Origin of the sequence: Shewanella sp. KCT, from assembly GCF_007636505.1 — a bacterium.
GTDB lineage: Bacteria > Pseudomonadota > Gammaproteobacteria > Enterobacterales > Shewanellaceae > Shewanella > Shewanella halotolerans.
The window spans coordinates 134,871-152,768 of sequence record NZ_LVDJ01000008.1 but is presented as its reverse complement, the minus strand read 5'-3'; the positions used below and the strand labels follow the sequence as shown (position 1 = coordinate 152,768).

Genomic DNA, 17,898 nt, shown 5'->3' with positions numbered 1-17,898 from the left:
GATGACAAGGCAGTGCCCAGCACACGACCCTAAATCAACATAAGCAAATAATACTTACGAGCCCCTATGCCCAGCCACCCCCAAGTTAGTGCCAAAGGCAATGCCCTGGCGATCGTCTCCTTTCTGCTGTGGGGACTCCTGCCCCTCTACTATCAGTTTTTGCCGGGTGCGGATATCACTGAGATGCTGGCGATTCGCCTGCTCTGCTCTGTGCCTTTCATGCTGCTGGTCTTTCTGCTGCTTGGCAAACCTCTGCCCAGCCTGGCACTGCTTAAGGCCAATCTTCCCTCGGTCGCCCTGTGCGCCCTGGCCTCACTCATCATGTGCGTCTCCTGGTACAGTTTTACCTGGGCACTGACCCACGGTCAGGTGTTGGCGGCGAGCCTGGGCTTCTTCATCAACCCGCTGTTTGCCATCGGATTAGGGGTGCTGTTTCTAAAAGACAGGCTGACTGTCGCCCAGAAATGGGCTGTGCTGCTCGGCACTCTGGGCATAGGCTACATGGTGATGGCCTATGGTCAGCTCCCCTGGCTGGCACTATTGATGGGTAGCTTCTTCGCCCTCTATGGTCTGTGTAAGAAGTTTATCCGCTTCGACTCGCTCACCTCAGTCACCATAGAGGCGGCGCTGCTCACCCCCATCGCCGCCGGCTATCTGCTCTGGCTAAGCGCCACAGGTCAGAGTGAGGCACTCTCGAGCGGCACGGGCACAATGCTGCTATACATGGGCTCGGCGCCCGTAACCCTGCTACCGCTGATCTTCTTCGCCCTGGCGATTCGTCACACCAGCCTCTCCATGGTTGGCCTGCTGCAATACATAGAACCCACCATGCACTTCCTGCTGGCGATCTTCCTGTTTAACGAGGCGTTCGATAGCGTCAAAGCGGTGAGCTTCTCCCTGATCTGGGTGGGGCTACTCCTCTGCTCGCTGGAGGCCCTGCCCGGTTTGTGGCGAAGTCTCGCCACCCGGCGACAGCTGCACCACCCCAGCTAGGATCTCTGCCACCACGCGGCGACTGAAGATCATCGACAGATGTAGCGGTCGCCAGATCACCTTATTCTCGGCCCCCGGCCAATGGGAGCTGCGACTCGGCACTATGGTAAAGTCGATGGGCGTGCGAAACGAGTAGAGGGCGATCCCCTCCAGGCGCTCCTGGCTATCGGCCAGCCGAGACAACAACTGACTCTTTGGCCTCAGCTCACGCATCGCCCGCGACGGATAGGGCAGCCAGGCGAGATAGCTGCCATGATGAGGAGAGGAGATGGAAAACAGCGCCTTGGTACGTTTCTCGCCCCCCAGATGCTGTAGGTAGTAACGGGCAACTATGCCGCCCATACTAAAGCCGATAAGGCAGATGGTCTCATCCTCGGCCAGAGCCGCCTCGATATAGCTTTGCAGCTGTTTGGCCGCAAAGGCGATCCCACGGCGGCCATCGATGGGGGCCAGGGTTGGTGTCAGGCACTCAAAACCCTGACGCTCAAACTGGCGCCGCATCCATCCCATCACATGACCTGTATTAAAGATCCCATGGACTAACACGAGCTTCATCCCTTCACCCTCTTGCTAACGCCTGAGTTAATCGCCCCCAAGGGGCAAATATTTGCTATGATCCGCGCTCACTCCAGCATACCACCGATTAGGGATCATAAGATCATGTCGAACGCCGACCTGCTGCGCCAGGCGATCAGCCAAAGAGCCGAGCTACTCGCCGCGGCACAAGCCGCCAACACCAACTGTTATCGCGTGTTTCACGGCACGGTCGAGGGGATAGACGGCCTCACCATAGATCGCTATGGCGACGCCTGGTTGATCCAATCGTTTCACCAGAGTCTGACCCAAGAAGAGCAGGAAAGCCTCGCCCAAGAGCTCAAGCAGACTCAAGATCTCCCCGTCATCTACAATGATAGATCCAATAAAAACTCGCGAATTCTCAACCCGCTGACACCTGAACTCGACGCCTTCGCCAGCGCCGAGCAGGAGATGACGGAAAATGGCATCCGCTTCATCAGCAAGTTACGCCACGAAGGGCAAGATCCCCTGCTGTTTCTCGACATGCGGGTCGGCCGGGAATATGTGAAGGCCAACAGCCAAGGCAAGTCTGTGCTGAACCTGTTTTCCTACACCTGCGGCATAGGCACAGCCGCCGCCGTCGGCGGTGCAGAATCGGTTACCAACGTCGACTTCTCCTCCTTTGCCCTGGCCGCCGGCCGTCGCAACGCCGAACTCAATGGGGTAAGCGACAGGTGCGAGTTTATTCAGAGCGATGCCTTTCCCGCCATGCGCCAACTGGCGGGCATGAAGGTGGGCGGACGCCGCAATCAGCGACTTCCCTGCTACCCTAAACTGGCGAAACGTCAGTTCGATCTGGTATTCCTCGACCCGCCGCGTTTCGCCAAGAGCCCCTTCGGCACTGTGGATCTGATCAACGACTATCAGAGCCTGTTCAAACCCGCCATGCTAGCTACCAAGGCGGGCGGCACCATAGTCTGCTGCAACAACGTCGCCAAGGTAGAGCGCCAGGTTTGGCTCGATGCCTTGATTCGCTGCGTCGAGAAGCAGGGGCGGCAGGTCGCTAGCTTCGAGTGGATCCACTGCCACCAGGACTTCCCCTCCTTCGACGGCAATCATCCGCTTAAGATAGTGGCGCTCACCTTGGCAGAGCAGTAACTGAATCGCTGCAAACTGGTCATGGTTAGCCTAGCCAGTTTAGAAAAGACAGAATAAAAGTGGTAAAAATTTGGCCGTTAACTTAAAAATTTACGGCCTTTGCCTACAAACCGGTAACAAACAACAAATTGGCAACATAAAAATAGAGGTTTGGCACCATAAACCCGGGGTAAAAAGTTTTCAACAAGCGTCCTATAGGAGTCCAAATAAAGACTCCCCCAACAAGACCCAACGTACAAGCCTTAGGTAAAAAGTGGCTTCTTAGGACAAAAATAGCGCTATTACTGCGACTTTTATATCAAAAAAACATCAAGCATTAAAATTCACTTTACTTAGCGACTCGCTGGCACTACATTTCGCTTCCCGCTAAACAGTGAATAAATGGCAGTCCACCAAACACTTCCTTTCAAGACGCCATTTACCCTACTTAATTTGGAGATTATTGGTGTTAGACGTCGCCGATAACTGTAAATCGAACAATCCTACGGCACCCGTAATAGGTCTCTCTTTCTTTGCCGTCGCCTCTGGTTTTCTGATGAGCCTGATCCCCCTGTCGTTAGGCAACTTCGGCCTGTCACCGGATCTCGCCCCTTGGCTCGCCAGCATCTTCTACCTGGGCCTGCTCCTCGGCGCATTGCGGGTCGAGCGCTTGATCGCCCAAATGGGCCACAGACGCGGCTTTGTGCTATTTCTCTCCCTGCTGATCGCCAGCATAGTGGCCATGTTGCTCTTGCCTGGTGCCGGCGTCTGGCTCGCGGCGCGCCTGCTCGCGGGTTTCGCCGTAGCAGGCGTCTTCGTGGTGGTCGAATCCTGGTTACTGATGGCCGATAGCGCCAAGGCGCGCGCCAGACGACTGGGGATCTACATGGCCGCGCTTTATGGCGGCAGCGCCCTCGGCCAGCTGGCCATAGGTGAACTAGGCACTCAGGGGGTCCTACCCTATCTGTTTGTCATCGTCCTGCTCCTGTTGGCCATAATGGCCCCAGTGCTGATCCGCTCGGGTGAGCCGGCCCACCAGGCGCAGCAGAGACTCTCACTCAAGGAGAGCACCAACCTGAGTCGCCCGGCGCTCATAGGCTGCCTGGTCTCAGGCCTGCTGCTCGGCCCCATCTATGGCCTGATGCCCGTCTATATCGACAATCAGGTAGAGGAGCCAGCCCAGACGGGACTCTTGATGGCGGCAATTATCCTGGGCGGCATGGCCGTGCAGCCGCTGATCAGCTATCTCTCGCCGCGGATGGACAAGCGTCTGCTGATGGCCATGTGTACTCTGGTGGGCTTGGTCGGTGTGGTCGGCGCCATAGAAAGCAGCGCCTTGGCGTTTAAGGGGTTGAGCTACTTCATCCTGGGGGCGGCCAGTTTCGCCCTCTACCCTATCGCCATCTCGCTGGCCTGCGACAGGCTGCCTAGCATCAAGATAGTGTCGGCGACCGAGGTGATGTTGCTCTGCTATAGCCTGGGCTCTGTGGCCGGGCCCCTGCTGGCCTTGACCCTGAGCAACAAAGGCCACGGCATGATGATCTACCTGGCCATCTGTCTGCTGAGCACCTGCCTCTACATGCTACTCAAGAGCCTGCAGAAACTCGACGGTCAGACAGATCGTCTGCAGAGCTAAACAGTACTGTCCTCGCCATCGGTATCAGGCTCGGCCGACTGATGGCGTTTGGCATACCAGTTGGCCAACGGCTGAGCCGATAGACCATGGGCCAATATGCTCATCAAGACGGTCACAGTTACCACGGCATAGAGGGTCTCGAACCCCTTGATGCTGCCCATCTCGTGGGCGACGATCAGCACATAGAGGATAGAAGCGATCCCCCTGGGCCCGAACCAGGCGATAAAGGCACGGGTCGCCAGATCTAACTTGGTGCCTATCATAGAGATCATCACGGGCAACATACGCAGCAAGGTCAGGCTGAGCAGAGCGTAGATAATCACCTCCATAGTGACATAGGGCAGCGTGGTTGGCACAAACGCCAGGCCGAAGATGAAGAAGCTTATCAACACCAAGAGTTCTCCCTCGCTCTCGGCAAAGTCTTCGATATGCCCCCTGGCCATCTCGCTGGTATTACCGGCATAGAGACCGGCGAAGAAGGCGGCGATGAATCCATTGCCCGAAAACTCCTCCGCCAGATAAAAGGCCAATATCGCCAAGGCGATGGGGATCAGGTTGAGGTAGGTCTCCACCATGCCATCACGCTTGAAACAGAAGATCTGCAACTTGGTACCCAGATAGCCGACGGCGCCGCCCACCAAGGCCCCAAACAGGATCTGCTGCAGCACATAGATCAGCCAGTGTTGGTCCTGGGCGTGGTCCAGACCGCTCATGATCAAGGCCACCACGGTAATTAACACGGGGAAGATAATGCCGTCGTTCAGCCCGCTCTCCACATTGATGGTGGAGCGTATCGTCTTGGGCACCTTAGGGTCCGAGACCACCGCCTTACCCAGGGCAGCATCAGTGGGGGTCAGCAGCAGGGCTAACATCAGCAGATAGAGAAAGGGTTGGTCGGGAAATATGAGCCCGGCCACCAGGGTGCCAGCCGCAACCGTGATCGGCAGGCCAATAAACAGCAGGCGCGCCGGTAGCTGCCATGACTGCTTAAGCAGCCTGAGATCAAGCAGGGCGGCGTCGCTAAACAGCACCAACACCAAGGCGATTTCCACCATGATAGTGACAAATTCGGCATCCACCTTCACCTGAGTCACATCCAGGCCGAAGGGGGACAGGAGCAGGCCGAAGGCGGTAAATACCATGGGGCCTGAGATGTCGAAACGCGCCAACCACTTAGAGATATAGCCGTAGAGCAATACGACTAAAGCAATGATAAGTATGACGATATGTTCATCCATTGGGGCTTTCCTTGGCTAGCTGATGGCTTGTAGCTTAAGCTAGCAGAAATTATTCCCCATGGCTCTAGCTGAAACGGACTAATCTCGGTCTAGCAGCCAAACCAGCTCCGGCAAGGCGGTCAGGTCTAAGGTATCGCCCCGCTCGGCGATCACCACATGGGGCGACAGGCTTCCCTCGGGCACCAACTCGGCCTTGAGCCGCTGCTGCGCCTCCCGCTCACCATGGATCAGAATCAGCGGCGGCGTGTGTTTAAAGTGTCGATACCAATGGATAAGCTCGGCCTGATCCGCGTGAGCTGACAGCCCGCCGACCGTATGTATCTTGGCCTTCACCGGAATATCGCGGCCATGTATGGTGAGCGACTCGGCGCCATCCACCAGCAGGCGCCCCGGCGTACCCAAGGCCTGGAAACCACAGATGATCACATCCGACTGAGGATTGGCCAGGTTATGCTCCAGATGGCTGCGGATCCGGCCGCCATTGCACATGCCGCTACCGGCGATGATGATCAACCCCTGATGGATCTCGTTGAGCTCCATCGACTCTTGGGTGCTGTCGATAAAGTCCACATTCGAGAGCAGCGGATGTTTGCCCGGCGACAGACGGGTGAAGCGCTTAAAGTCCTCATCCATCAGCTGATAGTTGGCCACATAGATCTGGGTCGCCTTGATCGCCATGGGGCTGTCGAGACAGATACGCCAGTTGGACAGCGCCCACTCCTTGGCATAGAGATGAAACAGATAGAGCAGCTCCTGGGCCCGGCCGACGGAGAATGCCGGCAGCAGAATGTTGCCGCGGCTCTCCTTGATGGTCTTGGCGAAGATCGCCTTAAGCTCCGCCAGGGTATCGTCCCAACTGCGGTGCAACCTATCGCCATAGGTGCTCTCCATCAACACCAGATCGGCATCATCGATCAGCGTAGGATCATCCAGAATCGGCATGCCCGCCCGCCCAAGATCGCCGCTAAACACCAGCTTCTTGCGCTCACTTCCCTCCCCCAGCCACAACTCGACCACGGCCGAGCCTAGAATATGCCCGGCATCGCTTAGACAAGCTGTCAACTGAGGCACCACCTGTACCGACTGACCATAATCCAGGGCGACAAACTGCTTGATCACCAGCGCCACATCTTCTTCGTCGAACAGGGGCTCCAGCGGCGGCAGATCCATCTTCACCCGCTTCTTGTTGAGGCGCTCCACATCGCGTACCTGCAGCATGGCGGCATCCCTGAGCATCACCTCACACAGCTCAACCGTCGCCTTATGGGTATAGATAGGGCCGGTAAAGCCAGACTTAACCAACAGAGGGAGACGCCCCGAATGATCGATATGGGCATGGCTGAGCACCACGGCATGAATCTCTGTAGGTTCGAAGAGGAAGGGCTCGTGATTGCGCAGTGCATCGAGCTTCCCGCCCTGGATAAGGCCGCAGTCGAGCAGCACCTGACGACCCGAGATATCGAGAAGATGACAGGAGCCCGTCACCTCCTGGGCCGCACCGAGAAAAGAGAGCGTCATCTGCATAACATTGTCCTTAGCTAGGCATCAATATCGGAAGAGCCTCCGATTAGATCATTACCAATAAGATATAGACGAAAAGAAGCCTCCACTTTTAGCGTAGGTTATTTCAGGGCAAAACAGTGGTAAATGTGTAACCATTCAGTAAATTAACCTATTCCCTAGGGGGAGCACTTCCCACACAGTAAATAGATACAAAGCGAGCGAATTTCATCAGCATTTCTCGATAGTCAAACTTGGATAGTTAACACTTGTGTTGCGAAGGCAAGCAAAAATAAGGGCAAATGGATCTGTGATTTTTTTAGATAAACGCCTATGGCAAATAGAAATATTTAGCTGCGTGATAGCCGTAAAACATTGCTCACCCCTTAACAGCTACTGTTGTTAACCGCAAATAGCTCACAAGCTCTGTAACACAAGGCTCATTGGGCTGTCATAAACACTTGCTAGCTTGGAATATCCGCCCCACATAAGGATATGACCTTGAAAGCCCTGCTACTGACCTTACTCCTGCTACCAGCGCAACTAATACCTTTAACCGCAAATGCTGGAGAATATGATGATCTTAGGATCCTCAGCCATAACCTTTATCTACCAGTATTTGCTTGGGGGCTTGGTACAGGTCCAGGCAACGGTGAGCGAGCGAATCTCATTGGCCAGGCTGAGTACCTCAAAGGGTACGATGTACTGGTTCTAAACGAGCTGTTTGATCTCAACTATCAAGGCTCTGGCCCTGCTAATCAGGTACTTAACAGCCTAGCTAAGGAATATCCATTTCAAACACCAATCTTAGCTTCCAATCTTGGTGTCGAGCGTTGGCAAGAAAGCCTGGGTTACATCGACCCCATCAAAAAAAATGGTGGTGTAGCAGTGCTAAGCCGTTGGCCGATAGAGTATCAAGTTCAGGTGATGTACAACGTCAGCTGTGGCGACGACGCCTTAGATAATAAAGGTTTTGTCTATGCTCGTATCCTGAGAAACGGACAACGCCTACATCTAATAGCCACTCACACCCAATCGGAATCCTCCCGCTGCGGCGGGGTTCCAGCGGGTTCTAACGAGCGCTTAACCCAATTTAGCGCAATCCATGACTTTATCGAAGCGCGGCAGATCCCGGCCGACGAGCCAGTGATCATCGCAGGAGACCTTAATGTCAAACGTGGTGGTAGTGAGTATTCGGCTATGTTGCAAACATTAGATGCCAGAGAGCCAGCATACCTGAATCAACAAGCCAGCTGGGATCCGAGCACCAATGATTTAGCTGCCAAGCAATACCCGAATTATAAGGCCGAACATCTTGATTATCTGCTGTTATCCAATGGCCACGGCAACATTTCCGGTTGGGGCAATGCAACTCTACCCGTTTCCTCTGCAGAGACATGGCAGGCTAGCGTAATCATTCCAGATAACTATCACTACGAATCTGATGAGTTTTCTGACCATTTTCCGGTAGTTGGCCTCGGCGGCACAGCCAAACGCCCTATGATGAATGCCAGGCAAGCCCGATATCAAAAAATCCGCCTGCGTAGTGTTTATAGCGGTGGTTATTTAGGGGTGGGAGCAAACTCAGATAGTTGGCTTACCACTAATCATGATGCTAACGAAGCGGCCAACGGATTTACCATCGAAAGTTGGGGAGAGCAGTACAGCGATAGCTATTGCCTAACCAGCAACAACTACAAACTAAGCGGTGGCTGGCCTGGTGCATATGTTAAGTTACGCAGCAACTTAAATGGACGCTATATGAATTTCTGGCGCGGTGGTGAAGGAGACTATGGTTACTACACCGCCGATGAACCATCGAGCAAGCTTTTCCTTCGTAAAGTCGGGCCGACTAGTGATGGCTGTCTGAATAACGGTGATAGGATAGTGTTTGGTGATTTTGGGGGAAGCTTTTGGTACTACGTGCGCAATTGGTCCGATGGCCCTTGGCGTAACCACCTATTCCTTTGGGACGCTTCCTTTGATCAACGACACGAATTCATCGTCGAGCTTACGACTCTCGATCGCCCTTAAACTTAACCCGCCGCAATAGTAGGTGGGTTAAGTTGGCCAATATCAGTGGGCCAATAAAGGCCTCTCTTACGAGATTCGTTCTGACTTACGGTTAAAAATCTGGCTTATTCTATGTTTATCGACACCTTTAACCCCCTCCTCTCATCCTCAGGAAAATTACTGAATTAAGCTTAAATTTCCCGCTCGCATAGTGAGTGGGGATGCAGCTCAGCCATTCATCAAAGGTAAAACAGTGGCGAAAAATAGCCCTAAACCTGCCGCTGATTAAAAAAACAACAAACCAGCGAAAGACAGGGATGAAATCTTTAGGTTATAGTTAGTTAAACGGATGGCACACGCGCTTTTCAGGATCCCCTATGAAGCCCTATCAAGACGCTCTCTCATTGCTGGAGCAAGACCCGCTCTTCAGCCAGACTCAGGTCAACACGGCCCAGCTTGCGGTGCCGGATGAGATGTTTAACGGCTGGCAGCAAACCTTAGATCTCCTATCGGAAATTGTCGACACCCCGGCCATCTTGATCATGCGGGTGACGGAAAAGGATATCTCTGTCTTCACCACCAGCCATCATCCAGAGAATCCCTATAAACGCCATGACACAGAGAGCCTGGGCCATGGTCTCTACTGCGAGACGGTTATCAAGCGCCAAGCTGAGCTGGTCGTGCCCAACGCCCTAAAAGATAAAGAGTGGGATCGCAATCCAGATATCAAGCTAGGGATGATTGCCTACTGCGGCCTGCCGCTCACCTGGCCCAACGGCCAGCCCTTCGGCACCCTGTGTATGCTGGACAACAAGGAGAGGGACTACGGCCGCACCTTTCGCCATCTGCTGGCGCGGTTTCAAAACGCCATCAATGCCAATCTCGCCAGCCTGTATCAGAGCGCCAAACTCTTCCATCTCAACCAAGTCTTAGAGACCAAGGTGCAGCAACGTACCCAGGAACTCACCAGGCTCAACAAGAAGCTATTGAGCGAGATCGAGCAACGTACCGTTATCGAGAGTTCGCTGCAATTTCATAAGGATCACGACCCATTGACCGGCCTTGCCAATCGACTGGGGTTCGTGAATCAGCTCTCCCAGCAACTCAGCCAACCCGATGAGCTGTCTACCTATGTGATCTACTTTGGCCTACGCAACTTCAAGTCGATCAACGAGAGCTATGGTTACGTGGTCGGCGACAAGGTGCTGCAACTCTTCAGCCAGCGCATCAAGCGCATCCTGGATAAGGATACCCTGTTTGCCCGCATCGCCGGCGCCGAGTTCGTCATCGCCCACAGGGGCAAGAATCCCCTGGAGCTTCCCCTGATCGACAGCATAATACAGACCGCCAATATTCCCTTCGCCCTGGCAGAGTTCAGCATCAATATTCCCTGCTGCATAGGGGTCGCGGTCGCACCGACGGACGCCCAGGAGGCCTCTGAGCTGATGCAGAAAGCCGGCGCCGCCATGAGCATCAGCAAGGCCGAGGCCACGCCCTACAGCTTCTTCAACAAGCACACTCAGACCAATATCGAGCGCCGCTGTCTGCTGGAGTCACACCTGGTGGATGCCCTCAAACATCAGGAGCTGAGCCTGCATTACCAGCCGCTGTTTAGCCTGCAACACAAGCGGGTTATCGGTGCCGAGGCCCTGCTCCGCTGGCACAGTCCACAGCTGGGTAATGTGCCGCCGGATCAATTTATCAGCCTGGCCGAGCACAATGGTCAAATCATCGCCATCGGTAACTTCGTGCTGCATACCGCCATCGAACAGGCCGCCAAGTGGCGCAGCCAAGATCCCAACAGGCCGTTTAGGGTGGCAATCAACATCTCGCCGCTACAGTTTCGCGATAACGATTTTGCCGACTATATTGCCAACCTCTTGAGTCTCTACCGCCTGCCGGCCTCCTCCCTGGAAATGGAGATCACCGAAGGCGTGCTGCTGCAAGATGAGCAGCTGGCGCAGCATATCATAGGCCAGTTGCAGGCCCTGGGGGTGAGGATCTCCCTAGACGACTTCGGCACCGGCTACTCCTCCTTGAGCTACTTGCAAAAATACTCCTTCGACACCCTTAAGATAGATCGCTGCTTCATCACGAATCTGGAGAAGAACGAGCAGGACAGAGAGCTTACCCGGGCGATCATCGCCATGGGCAAGAAGCTGACACTCAACGTGATCGCAGAAGGAGTAGAGACCCAGGCGCAGGATGCCTTTATCCGCCAGGAGGAGTGCGACTTCGGTCAGGGTTATCTCTATGGCAGGCCTGTGGATGCGCAGACCTTCGAACGCGACTATCTGAGCGCTGACTAAACTTAAGTTAAGCACGGCTGAGACCCAACAATTAAGGCCAGACCGAGTCACCCAGCGCCGCGAAACCTGATAAGCGCTAGCCCGCTGACGGACAAGACGAACATAACAATTTAGTAACAAACAGTTTCACTCGACGCCACGGCTGCTTTATAGTGTAAAAAAATAAAAAGATCGCTTATGAATATTGACCCCATTGCCGAGCTCTTGGTGCTATTTATCTGCCTGCTCGCCAGTACCTCTACCCTTGCCTGGGGCCTGATGGCCTACCCGCTGCGCATCGCTCCCCGCGCCAGCACCTATTTCTCCCTTGCCAACCTATTTATCTTAATGGGAGTGCTCCTCACCACACTCAGGGATCAGACGCCGAGTTATCTCTACTGGTTGGGGGCAGACATGCTGCTGTTACTCGGTTTCGTGCTGCTTCGTAGCGGCACCCAACGCCTGTTTCGCCTGCCAAGCAGCATCAAAATAGATCTCGCCTTACTGCTCCTGACCGGGCTCTTGATGCTAACTCAGCCACCCAGCATAGCAGCCAGCGATACCCTGGGCATCTTCTTCTCCTTCATGGCCGCCAGCACCTTCTTGCTGATGGCCAAAGACAATCTGGTCGCCCTGGAACACACGGTCAAACGCCCCATCGCCGTGATCCTCTTGAGCCCCATCGCCCTGATGGGCGTCATTTTTGGCCTCAGGGCGCTATTACTGCTCATCGAGCCTACTCTAAAATCCCATCTGGCCAGCATTCAGAGCGCCGACGCCATCCCCATGTTGTGGCTGTATGTGGTCATGACCTTGTGGATTAACGTGATCATGATGGGCAACGCCCTCACCCGCCTGGTGCAGAAGATGCGTCAACAGGCAGACAGGGACTACCTCACAGGGCTGTGGAACCGGCGCGCCATGCAGCAGCAACTGGAGCAGCTGCATCAGCGTTGGCTCAGGGATGGACAGGCCTATAGCCTGATCCTGTTCGATCTGGATTTCTTCAAACAGATCAATGACAAGTTTGGTCATTCTGCCGGGGACGCCGTGCTCGTTAAGACGGCGCAGCAGATAGGTAAGGTCACCCGCGCCATGGACATCTTCTGCCGACTCGGCGGCGAGGAGTTTCTGCTGGTGTTACCCGGCACAGATGGTGAGGTGGCGGAGATCATCGCCCAGAAATTGCAGCAGGCCCTGAGACAATCCAGCCTAAACTGGCAGGGCAGCCTAATCCCCATCAGCGCCAGCTTCGGCATAGTCACTACGGCAACAGGCGATACGCCGGACAGCCTATTGGCGCTGGCCGACAAGGCGATGTACCGCGCCAAGGAAACCGGCAGGGATCGCTGCTGCACGGCAGAGCGACGGCTAGAACAGGCTCAGGCTACACCATCTCAATAGCAATCTGTTGACAGGGCGCCTTACCCGAGCGAATGAGCGGCTCGCTGGTCTGCATTGTCTGATTGGCAAGGGGCATGTTGGCGCTGGTATAGAGCTTACCGAGATCTTTAATGTCTATGGCGCCACGAGACTCGCCGATGATCCCTTCAGTGACCATCTTCTTCATCAGGCGGGAAAAGGTTTCCGGCTGAATCGACAGGCGCGACGCCAACACACGTTTAGGAATATCCAACTCGACCCGCCCCTGGTTGTCGCCTATCTTCTGCATGTTGCGCAGCAGAAAAAGCAGCAGGCGCGACTGGGCATTCTGCACAGATAGCAGCTCTACCTCATTGATATCCTTGCGTAACCTGACACTCATCTCAGCCATGATGGCGATGCAGGCATCGGGATTGCCCCTGAGCATGGCGAGGTAACCTTCGCTGTCGAAACTGACCAGAGTGCAGTGGGATACGGCCTGGGCCGACACAGGATAGGAGGCCTGGCGACTAAACATCAGCGCCTCGGCGAAGGTGCGCCCCTCGCGTACTACCTCTATCACCTTATCCTGCCCCTGCAGGCTGGTGCGATAGAGTTGCAGATGCCCCTGAATCACCAGGTAGAATCGCTTGGCCAAATCGCCCTGATAGAACAAATTTTCGTGGGCGGCCAGGGTGATCTTGGCGGCCTGCCCCAGCAGGCGACACAGCTCCTCTTCGCCCAGTGCCGAAAACAGGTGGTGTTTGTGAATGCAGGCCTTAATCTGTGGATCTGTTATCATCGCGCCTTCCTTAGTCCTGTCGCTCCGTTAATCTAAATCACAACCTGATAACAAGTCGTGATCTAGATCATAATGAACAGGTATTAAAGATGAATCAAATTCAAAAAGCGCGTGAAGCTAAATTAGTGGTGCATGCTGTGGTCGTGAGCCTCTCCCTGGGCCGTGACTTTTGCCGTCACCGACAGGGTCTCGCCATCCGCCAGGGTAAGCGTCAACGCCACCTCTTCACCCAAAGCCGGCACGCCGGTCTTAAAGTCCGACATCATGCCGTGATAGCCACCGGGCGCCAATTTCACCATGCCATGGGGCGGGATCTGTATCGCCTCCACTCCTTGCATGCGCATCACCTCATTCTCCATCAGGGTCTGGTGCAGCTCGACCACGCCGCGAGGACTGCTGATGGCCTTCAGGACCAGTGGTTTGTCGCTGGGATTATGCAGCGACAGGTAGACGGGTACCACTCTTGAGGTGGGCGGCATGCCGCGGATCCAGGCGTCGTGCACCATCAGCTCGCTGGCCTGGGCGGCACCGAAACAGCTACAAAGCAACACAAATAAGCAGAAACGACCTTTCATATAATTTCCTTTTTTCATGATTAGAGCAGGCTCTCGATCTGTTGACGCATCTCGTCTATAGGGGTGCCTGTGTAGAAGAAGCCGCGCACCCGCTGTTTGCCATCGAGCACGAAGATCTTGGCGGTGTGAGAATAGAGATAACCCTGACGCTTAGGCGCCTTGCTATCTTCCAGGCTCAGCTTCTTATACTCAGTAGTCACCTTCTCTTCGGCCAGCTTGGTGTAATCGGCCTTAAACAGTGCGGCGACCTCATCTATCTTCTCCCGCTCATCCACCAAGCCGATAAAGCTGGGGTCAAAATAACTGAGGTATTTGTTCAGGTGCTTGGGCGTATCGTAGTCGCTGTCGATGCTGATAAAGAGCACCTGAATGCGATCTCGGGTCTCACTCGGCAACTGATTCATCAGCTGGCTGATGTGGGCCATGGTGGTTGGGCAGATGTCGGCGCAGTTGGTGTAACCGAAAAACATCATCACCACCTTGTCGTTAAAGTCCGATAGACGAACCTCGCCCCCCTTGCTGCTGCGCAGGCTAAAATCGCCACCAATCCCCTTGAGGATTGGCATGTTCGCCATGCTAGCGCCGCTCATCAGGCTGCCGATAAGCAGCACACAGAGGCTCAGGGCCAGATGAAACTTACCTTGGTTAACTCGTGTCATAGTCAATTCCTTCTCCTAACAACGCACCTCGGCGCCAAGATCTGTCACCGGCGGCAGGTACTCGGCACGGTACAGCACTACCTTAGCCCCATCTGGCGTCACGGTGAGCAGCATAGTTACGCCGACCCGAGCCAGCTCGACCTCTCCCTCGCTGTTGGTGGCCGTCCACTGATACTCGAAACTCAAACGGTATTGCCCTGCCTCGGGCGTCAGGCTGTAGTTCTTGATCACCCGCCGACTGTCGCTGTGATCCAGGCTGTGCAGGTAGGCGAGATACTGACTCGGGGTCTGGCTAGCATCTTCGGGGCCGGTAAAGCTTGCATCCTTAGCTAACAGACCGAGCAGAGTCACGTCATCCAGCCTGTCTAGCGACTCGGTCCAGCGATAGAGCGCCGCGCGAACCAGATTGATCTCGGCGGCGGGGCGATAGCGGGAAGTGAAGTCATCATACTCGTTGACCAGAGTGACACTGCTGCGCACCAATCCTCGATTATCCAAGCTCAGGCGTTGCACCACATATTGCCCCCTCACCTCACTCTCGCCTTCGGTTGGCGAGGCCAGCTGAAACTCTGTCTCCACCTCGACCTCGACACTTTCCTGACTGCGGGCGATAGGAGTGATGGACATGAGGTGATGGGCGCCTTGGCTCGGCAGGCTGCCGGCATACTCGGCGTAGTCCACTAGATCCCTCTCTGGCGCCAAGCGCTTGTCGGCCTGGCCCATATCCAGGTTGGCATACCAGAGATAGACATTTGCCTCCAGGCCATAGTCCACCTCGGCAGCCGCTGCGCTGGGGGTCATAACGACGACTGCCAGCATCATCAGCAATCCCATCAGGAGTAACCTTTGCATCTGCATCTCCCATCGTTGCGACGATAATTGGCTCGAGCCTAACCTAGACCCGAGCCCTTTTTGCCTAAGCCTTAGACCTTAGGCAGTGGTGATGTTAGATGGCTTCTTGATCTGCACCATCAGGTTGTCATCCCACTCGCCGTCGACCTTAATGTGCGCCGCGGCGCCCTTGATGATCGCCTCGATCAGATTGTGGTTCACATAGGCATATAGACCTGGCTGACGGAAGTTGTACATAGCGGCGCAGGCACTGCCCCCGGCTAGCATCCAGGTTTCCAGGTTGGTCTGTGGCGCGTCGGTAAAAGAACCCGCTGGCCAGACATAGTCACCGTGTCCGCCGATGATATGAGGACGGGAATCCCGGTTGGCCTGAGAGTGGATGAAGAGCACTGACTCACCCACCTTGGCGGTCATGGCGTTCTTACCTGTCAGGGCACCCACGGCGCCGTTGAACACCACGTGAGATGGGGTAAGCGTCTTCATCACCTCCAGCACCTCATTCATGCTGCCCATTACAGTGTCATAGGCCTTGTATTTACCCTTGGCATCCTTTGGCACATAGAAGTCGGCCTCGCCAATGTAGTAGGCCTTGTCATATTTAACTGGCTTGCCTTCGGCATCTTTCAGGCCGTCACGAGGTAGCACCATGATGGCGCCGTGCATGCCCATGGCTACGTGCCAAGGGATCATCACCCCGCCCGGAGCACAGTGATAGACGAAGGTGCCGGCCTTGGTCGCCTTGAAGCGGAAGGTCACCTCCTGGCCGGGAGATACTAAAGTCAGCTCGCCGCCGCCCAAGGCGCCCGTGGCCGCATGCAGGTCGATGTTGTGGGCCAGGGCATTGCTGGCGGGGTTCACCAGAGTCAGCTCGACGAAGTCATGTTGATGACAGACGATGAGCGGGCCAGGCACGCTACCGTTGAAGGCGCAGACCCAGGCCTTGGTGCCGTTTTCCAGCTCTACCTGCTTCTCTTCTATCACCAGCTTCACCTGCACCACCTTAGGCTTACCCTTGGCGACCTGATCATGCTTAGGCACCATAGGTGGTGGCACCAACTCTTGAGTAACGCGCTCCAGCTGATCCGCCTTGTAGTTGGCCATACGGTCTGACTTGGTCTGTGTGGTGGCCGAGGCACTGCTTGATACCAAGCCGGCCGCCATACCCGCACCCACCAGGCCCAAACCGACTGAACCACTCAAGAAGCTACGACGTTGCTGATCGACATTCACTGCTGGGGTAGAAGATTGCTTTTCCATAAAATACTCCGTTGTTAGCGCATTTCACCAAAGGGGTTCAAACTGCCAGAGCCACTGTGATGAAGGTGTTATTACCTTGTTGCGGTTAAGACTATGCCTTTGACGCAGATTGAAATTGACTTTGGTCAAGTCGCTCAAGAAATTTCAAATTGACTAAATTAGCCGAGAAAATCCGATGGTTTCAGGCGAGAAACGGGGTGAAAAAACAGACAAAAAACCTCGCTATCCCAGACGGGACGGCGGGGTTAAAAGGACAATAGGCGGCGAGGTTCAGGCTGTCAAAGTGACCGGGAAAGCTCCAGCAAGCTTTGCCATTTGTAATGATAAGTTTACAGAAATGAGAAAGCCAGACGGTGAAAAAGTCGGCAGATTCAGGTTGGCCTCTACCGACAGAAGAAGGATAAAGTTAAGACTCGAATGCCTGCAGCCAATGTTTAAACAGCGCATCCAGCTGCTGTTTCTCATCGGGCGACAGACGACTGGTCAAAGCCTGCTGGGCAGCCACATGGGCCTCGATCGCCTCATCGATTAACGCGAGCCCCGCCTCGGTCAGGCCGACGCTGACGCTACGCCTGTCTTCCTGACAATGGCTGCGGGACACCAGCCCCTTCTTCTCCAGGCCATCGACACGATTGGTCATGGCTCCCGAGGTGAGCATCATGGCCGCCAGCAGATCCGAGGGCGTCAGGCGGTAGGGCTCCCCCGAGCGGCGCAGGGTCGCCAGCACATCGAACTCCCCCATGCTGATGCCAAACTGCTTGTGACAGGCACTGACCTCTGTCTCCAGATGTTTATAGATACGCATCATGCGGCCGAGGATCGCCATAGGCAGGGTATCCAGTTGCGGCTTCTCCTTGGCCCATTGGGCCCTTAGGCGATCGACGCCATCGAGGTGATTTGAGTTCATCTGCTCTCCGAGAACACATAAAGTGGTGTCAGGCTCAATGGTCACGGGCATAGAGGAAACGGTAACCACAGGCATTTATCTTCAGGTAAAGATAATTAATCCTTAGATACTTTACAAGCAGAATCAAAAGGTGCAGACTTATATCTTCATGTAAAGATACTTT

Annotated in this window: 15 protein-coding genes; 6 read left to right on the top strand and 9 right to left on the bottom strand. The window is 54.9% G+C overall.

Translation table 11 applies throughout. The annotated features are described in order from the left end of the window. Positions 1–66: 66 nt before the first annotated feature. Positions 67–993 carry an EamA family transporter RarD gene (gene rarD / locus AYI87_RS13045; protein ID WP_144202684.1) on the top strand — a complete coding sequence of 309 codons (927 nt, stop codon included), beginning with the start codon at positions 67–69 and terminating at the stop codon, positions 991–993. On the opposite strand, the gene AYI87_RS13040 is transcribed toward rarD, so the two are convergent. Further along, the gene (locus AYI87_RS13040; protein ID WP_144202682.1) at positions 913–1,548 is read right to left on the bottom strand and encodes an esterase/lipase family protein; all 636 of its coding nucleotides are present in this window, start codon (positions 1,546–1,548) and stop codon (positions 913–915) included. The two genes, rarD and AYI87_RS13040, sit on opposite strands and share 81 nt — an antisense overlap. Before the next feature lie 105 nt (positions 1,549–1,653). On the opposite strand from AYI87_RS13040, the gene AYI87_RS13035 reads away from it, so the two are divergent. Together AYI87_RS13035 and AYI87_RS13030 are read left to right on the top strand one after the other, a co-directional pair. Next, positions 1,654–2,667, top strand: coding sequence for a class I SAM-dependent rRNA methyltransferase (locus tag AYI87_RS13035; RefSeq protein ID WP_144202680.1), 1,014 nt, complete (start codon positions 1,654–1,656; stop codon positions 2,665–2,667). A gap of 445 nt (positions 2,668–3,112) precedes the next feature. Beyond that, positions 3,113–4,282 carry an MFS transporter gene (locus AYI87_RS13030; protein WP_144202679.1) on the top strand — a complete coding sequence of 390 codons (1,170 nt, stop codon included), beginning with the start codon at positions 3,113–3,115 and terminating at the stop codon, positions 4,280–4,282. Here AYI87_RS13030 and AYI87_RS13025 read toward each other — a convergent pair. Then, positions 4,279–5,520 carry a cation:proton antiporter gene (locus AYI87_RS13025; protein WP_144202677.1) on the bottom strand — a complete coding sequence of 414 codons (1,242 nt, stop codon included), beginning with the start codon at positions 5,518–5,520 and terminating at the stop codon, positions 4,279–4,281. The genes AYI87_RS13030 and AYI87_RS13025 overlap by 4 nt on opposite strands. Positions 5,521–5,598: 78 nt before the next feature. Next, on the bottom strand, positions 5,599–7,044 hold the full coding sequence (locus tag AYI87_RS13020) for an MBL fold metallo-hydrolase RNA specificity domain-containing protein (RefSeq protein ID WP_144202675.1): 1,446 nt from the start codon (positions 7,042–7,044) through the stop codon (positions 5,599–5,601). Positions 7,045–7,521: 477 nt separating this feature from the next. Here AYI87_RS13020 and sph point away from each other — a divergent pair, with 477 nt between their 5' ends. The 3 genes from sph to AYI87_RS13005 all read left to right on the top strand — a co-directional run bounded on the left by sph (position 7,522) and on the right by AYI87_RS13005 (position 12,725). Beyond that, positions 7,522–9,054: a sphingomyelin phosphodiesterase gene (gene sph / locus AYI87_RS13015; protein WP_186300619.1), complete on the top strand. Its 1,533-nt coding sequence runs from the start codon at positions 7,522–7,524 to the stop codon at positions 9,052–9,054. Positions 9,055–9,410: 356 nt separating this feature from the next. Further along, positions 9,411–11,342, top strand: coding sequence for a GGDEF domain-containing protein (locus AYI87_RS13010; protein WP_144202672.1), 1,932 nt, complete (start codon positions 9,411–9,413; stop codon positions 11,340–11,342). 177 nt (positions 11,343–11,519) lie between these two features. Further along, complete coding sequence (locus AYI87_RS13005) at positions 11,520–12,725, top strand: GGDEF domain-containing protein (RefSeq protein WP_144202670.1); 1,206 nt, start codon at positions 11,520–11,522, stop codon at positions 12,723–12,725. Here the strand turns inward: AYI87_RS13005 and AYI87_RS13000 are convergent. The 6 genes from AYI87_RS13000 to AYI87_RS12975 all read right to left on the bottom strand — a co-directional run bounded on the left by AYI87_RS13000 (position 12,709) and on the right by AYI87_RS12975 (position 17,735). Beyond that, a complete protein-coding gene (locus AYI87_RS13000) occupies positions 12,709–13,485 on the bottom strand; it encodes a Crp/Fnr family transcriptional regulator (protein ID WP_144202668.1) in 777 nt (258 codons plus the stop codon). The two genes, AYI87_RS13005 and AYI87_RS13000, sit on opposite strands and share 17 nt — an antisense overlap. Before the next feature lie 122 nt (positions 13,486–13,607). Next, complete coding sequence (locus tag AYI87_RS12995; RefSeq protein ID WP_144202666.1) at positions 13,608–14,060, bottom strand: copper chaperone PCu(A)C; 453 nt, start codon at positions 14,058–14,060, stop codon at positions 13,608–13,610. A gap of 20 nt (positions 14,061–14,080) precedes the next feature. After that, a complete protein-coding gene (locus AYI87_RS12990; protein WP_144202665.1) occupies positions 14,081–14,719 on the bottom strand; it encodes an SCO family protein in 639 nt (212 codons plus the stop codon). A gap of 15 nt (positions 14,720–14,734) precedes the next feature. Further along, a complete protein-coding gene (locus AYI87_RS12985; RefSeq protein WP_144202663.1) occupies positions 14,735–15,571 on the bottom strand; it encodes a hypothetical protein in 837 nt (278 codons plus the stop codon). A gap of 78 nt (positions 15,572–15,649) precedes the next feature. Next, on the bottom strand, positions 15,650–16,828 hold the full coding sequence (gene nirK / locus AYI87_RS12980) for a copper-containing nitrite reductase (protein ID WP_144202660.1): 1,179 nt from the start codon (positions 16,826–16,828) through the stop codon (positions 15,650–15,652). Between the two features lie 406 nt (positions 16,829–17,234). Beyond that, positions 17,235–17,735, bottom strand: coding sequence for a MarR family winged helix-turn-helix transcriptional regulator (locus tag AYI87_RS12975; protein WP_144202658.1), 501 nt, complete (start codon positions 17,733–17,735; stop codon positions 17,235–17,237). Positions 17,736–17,898: the final 163 nt, after the last annotated feature.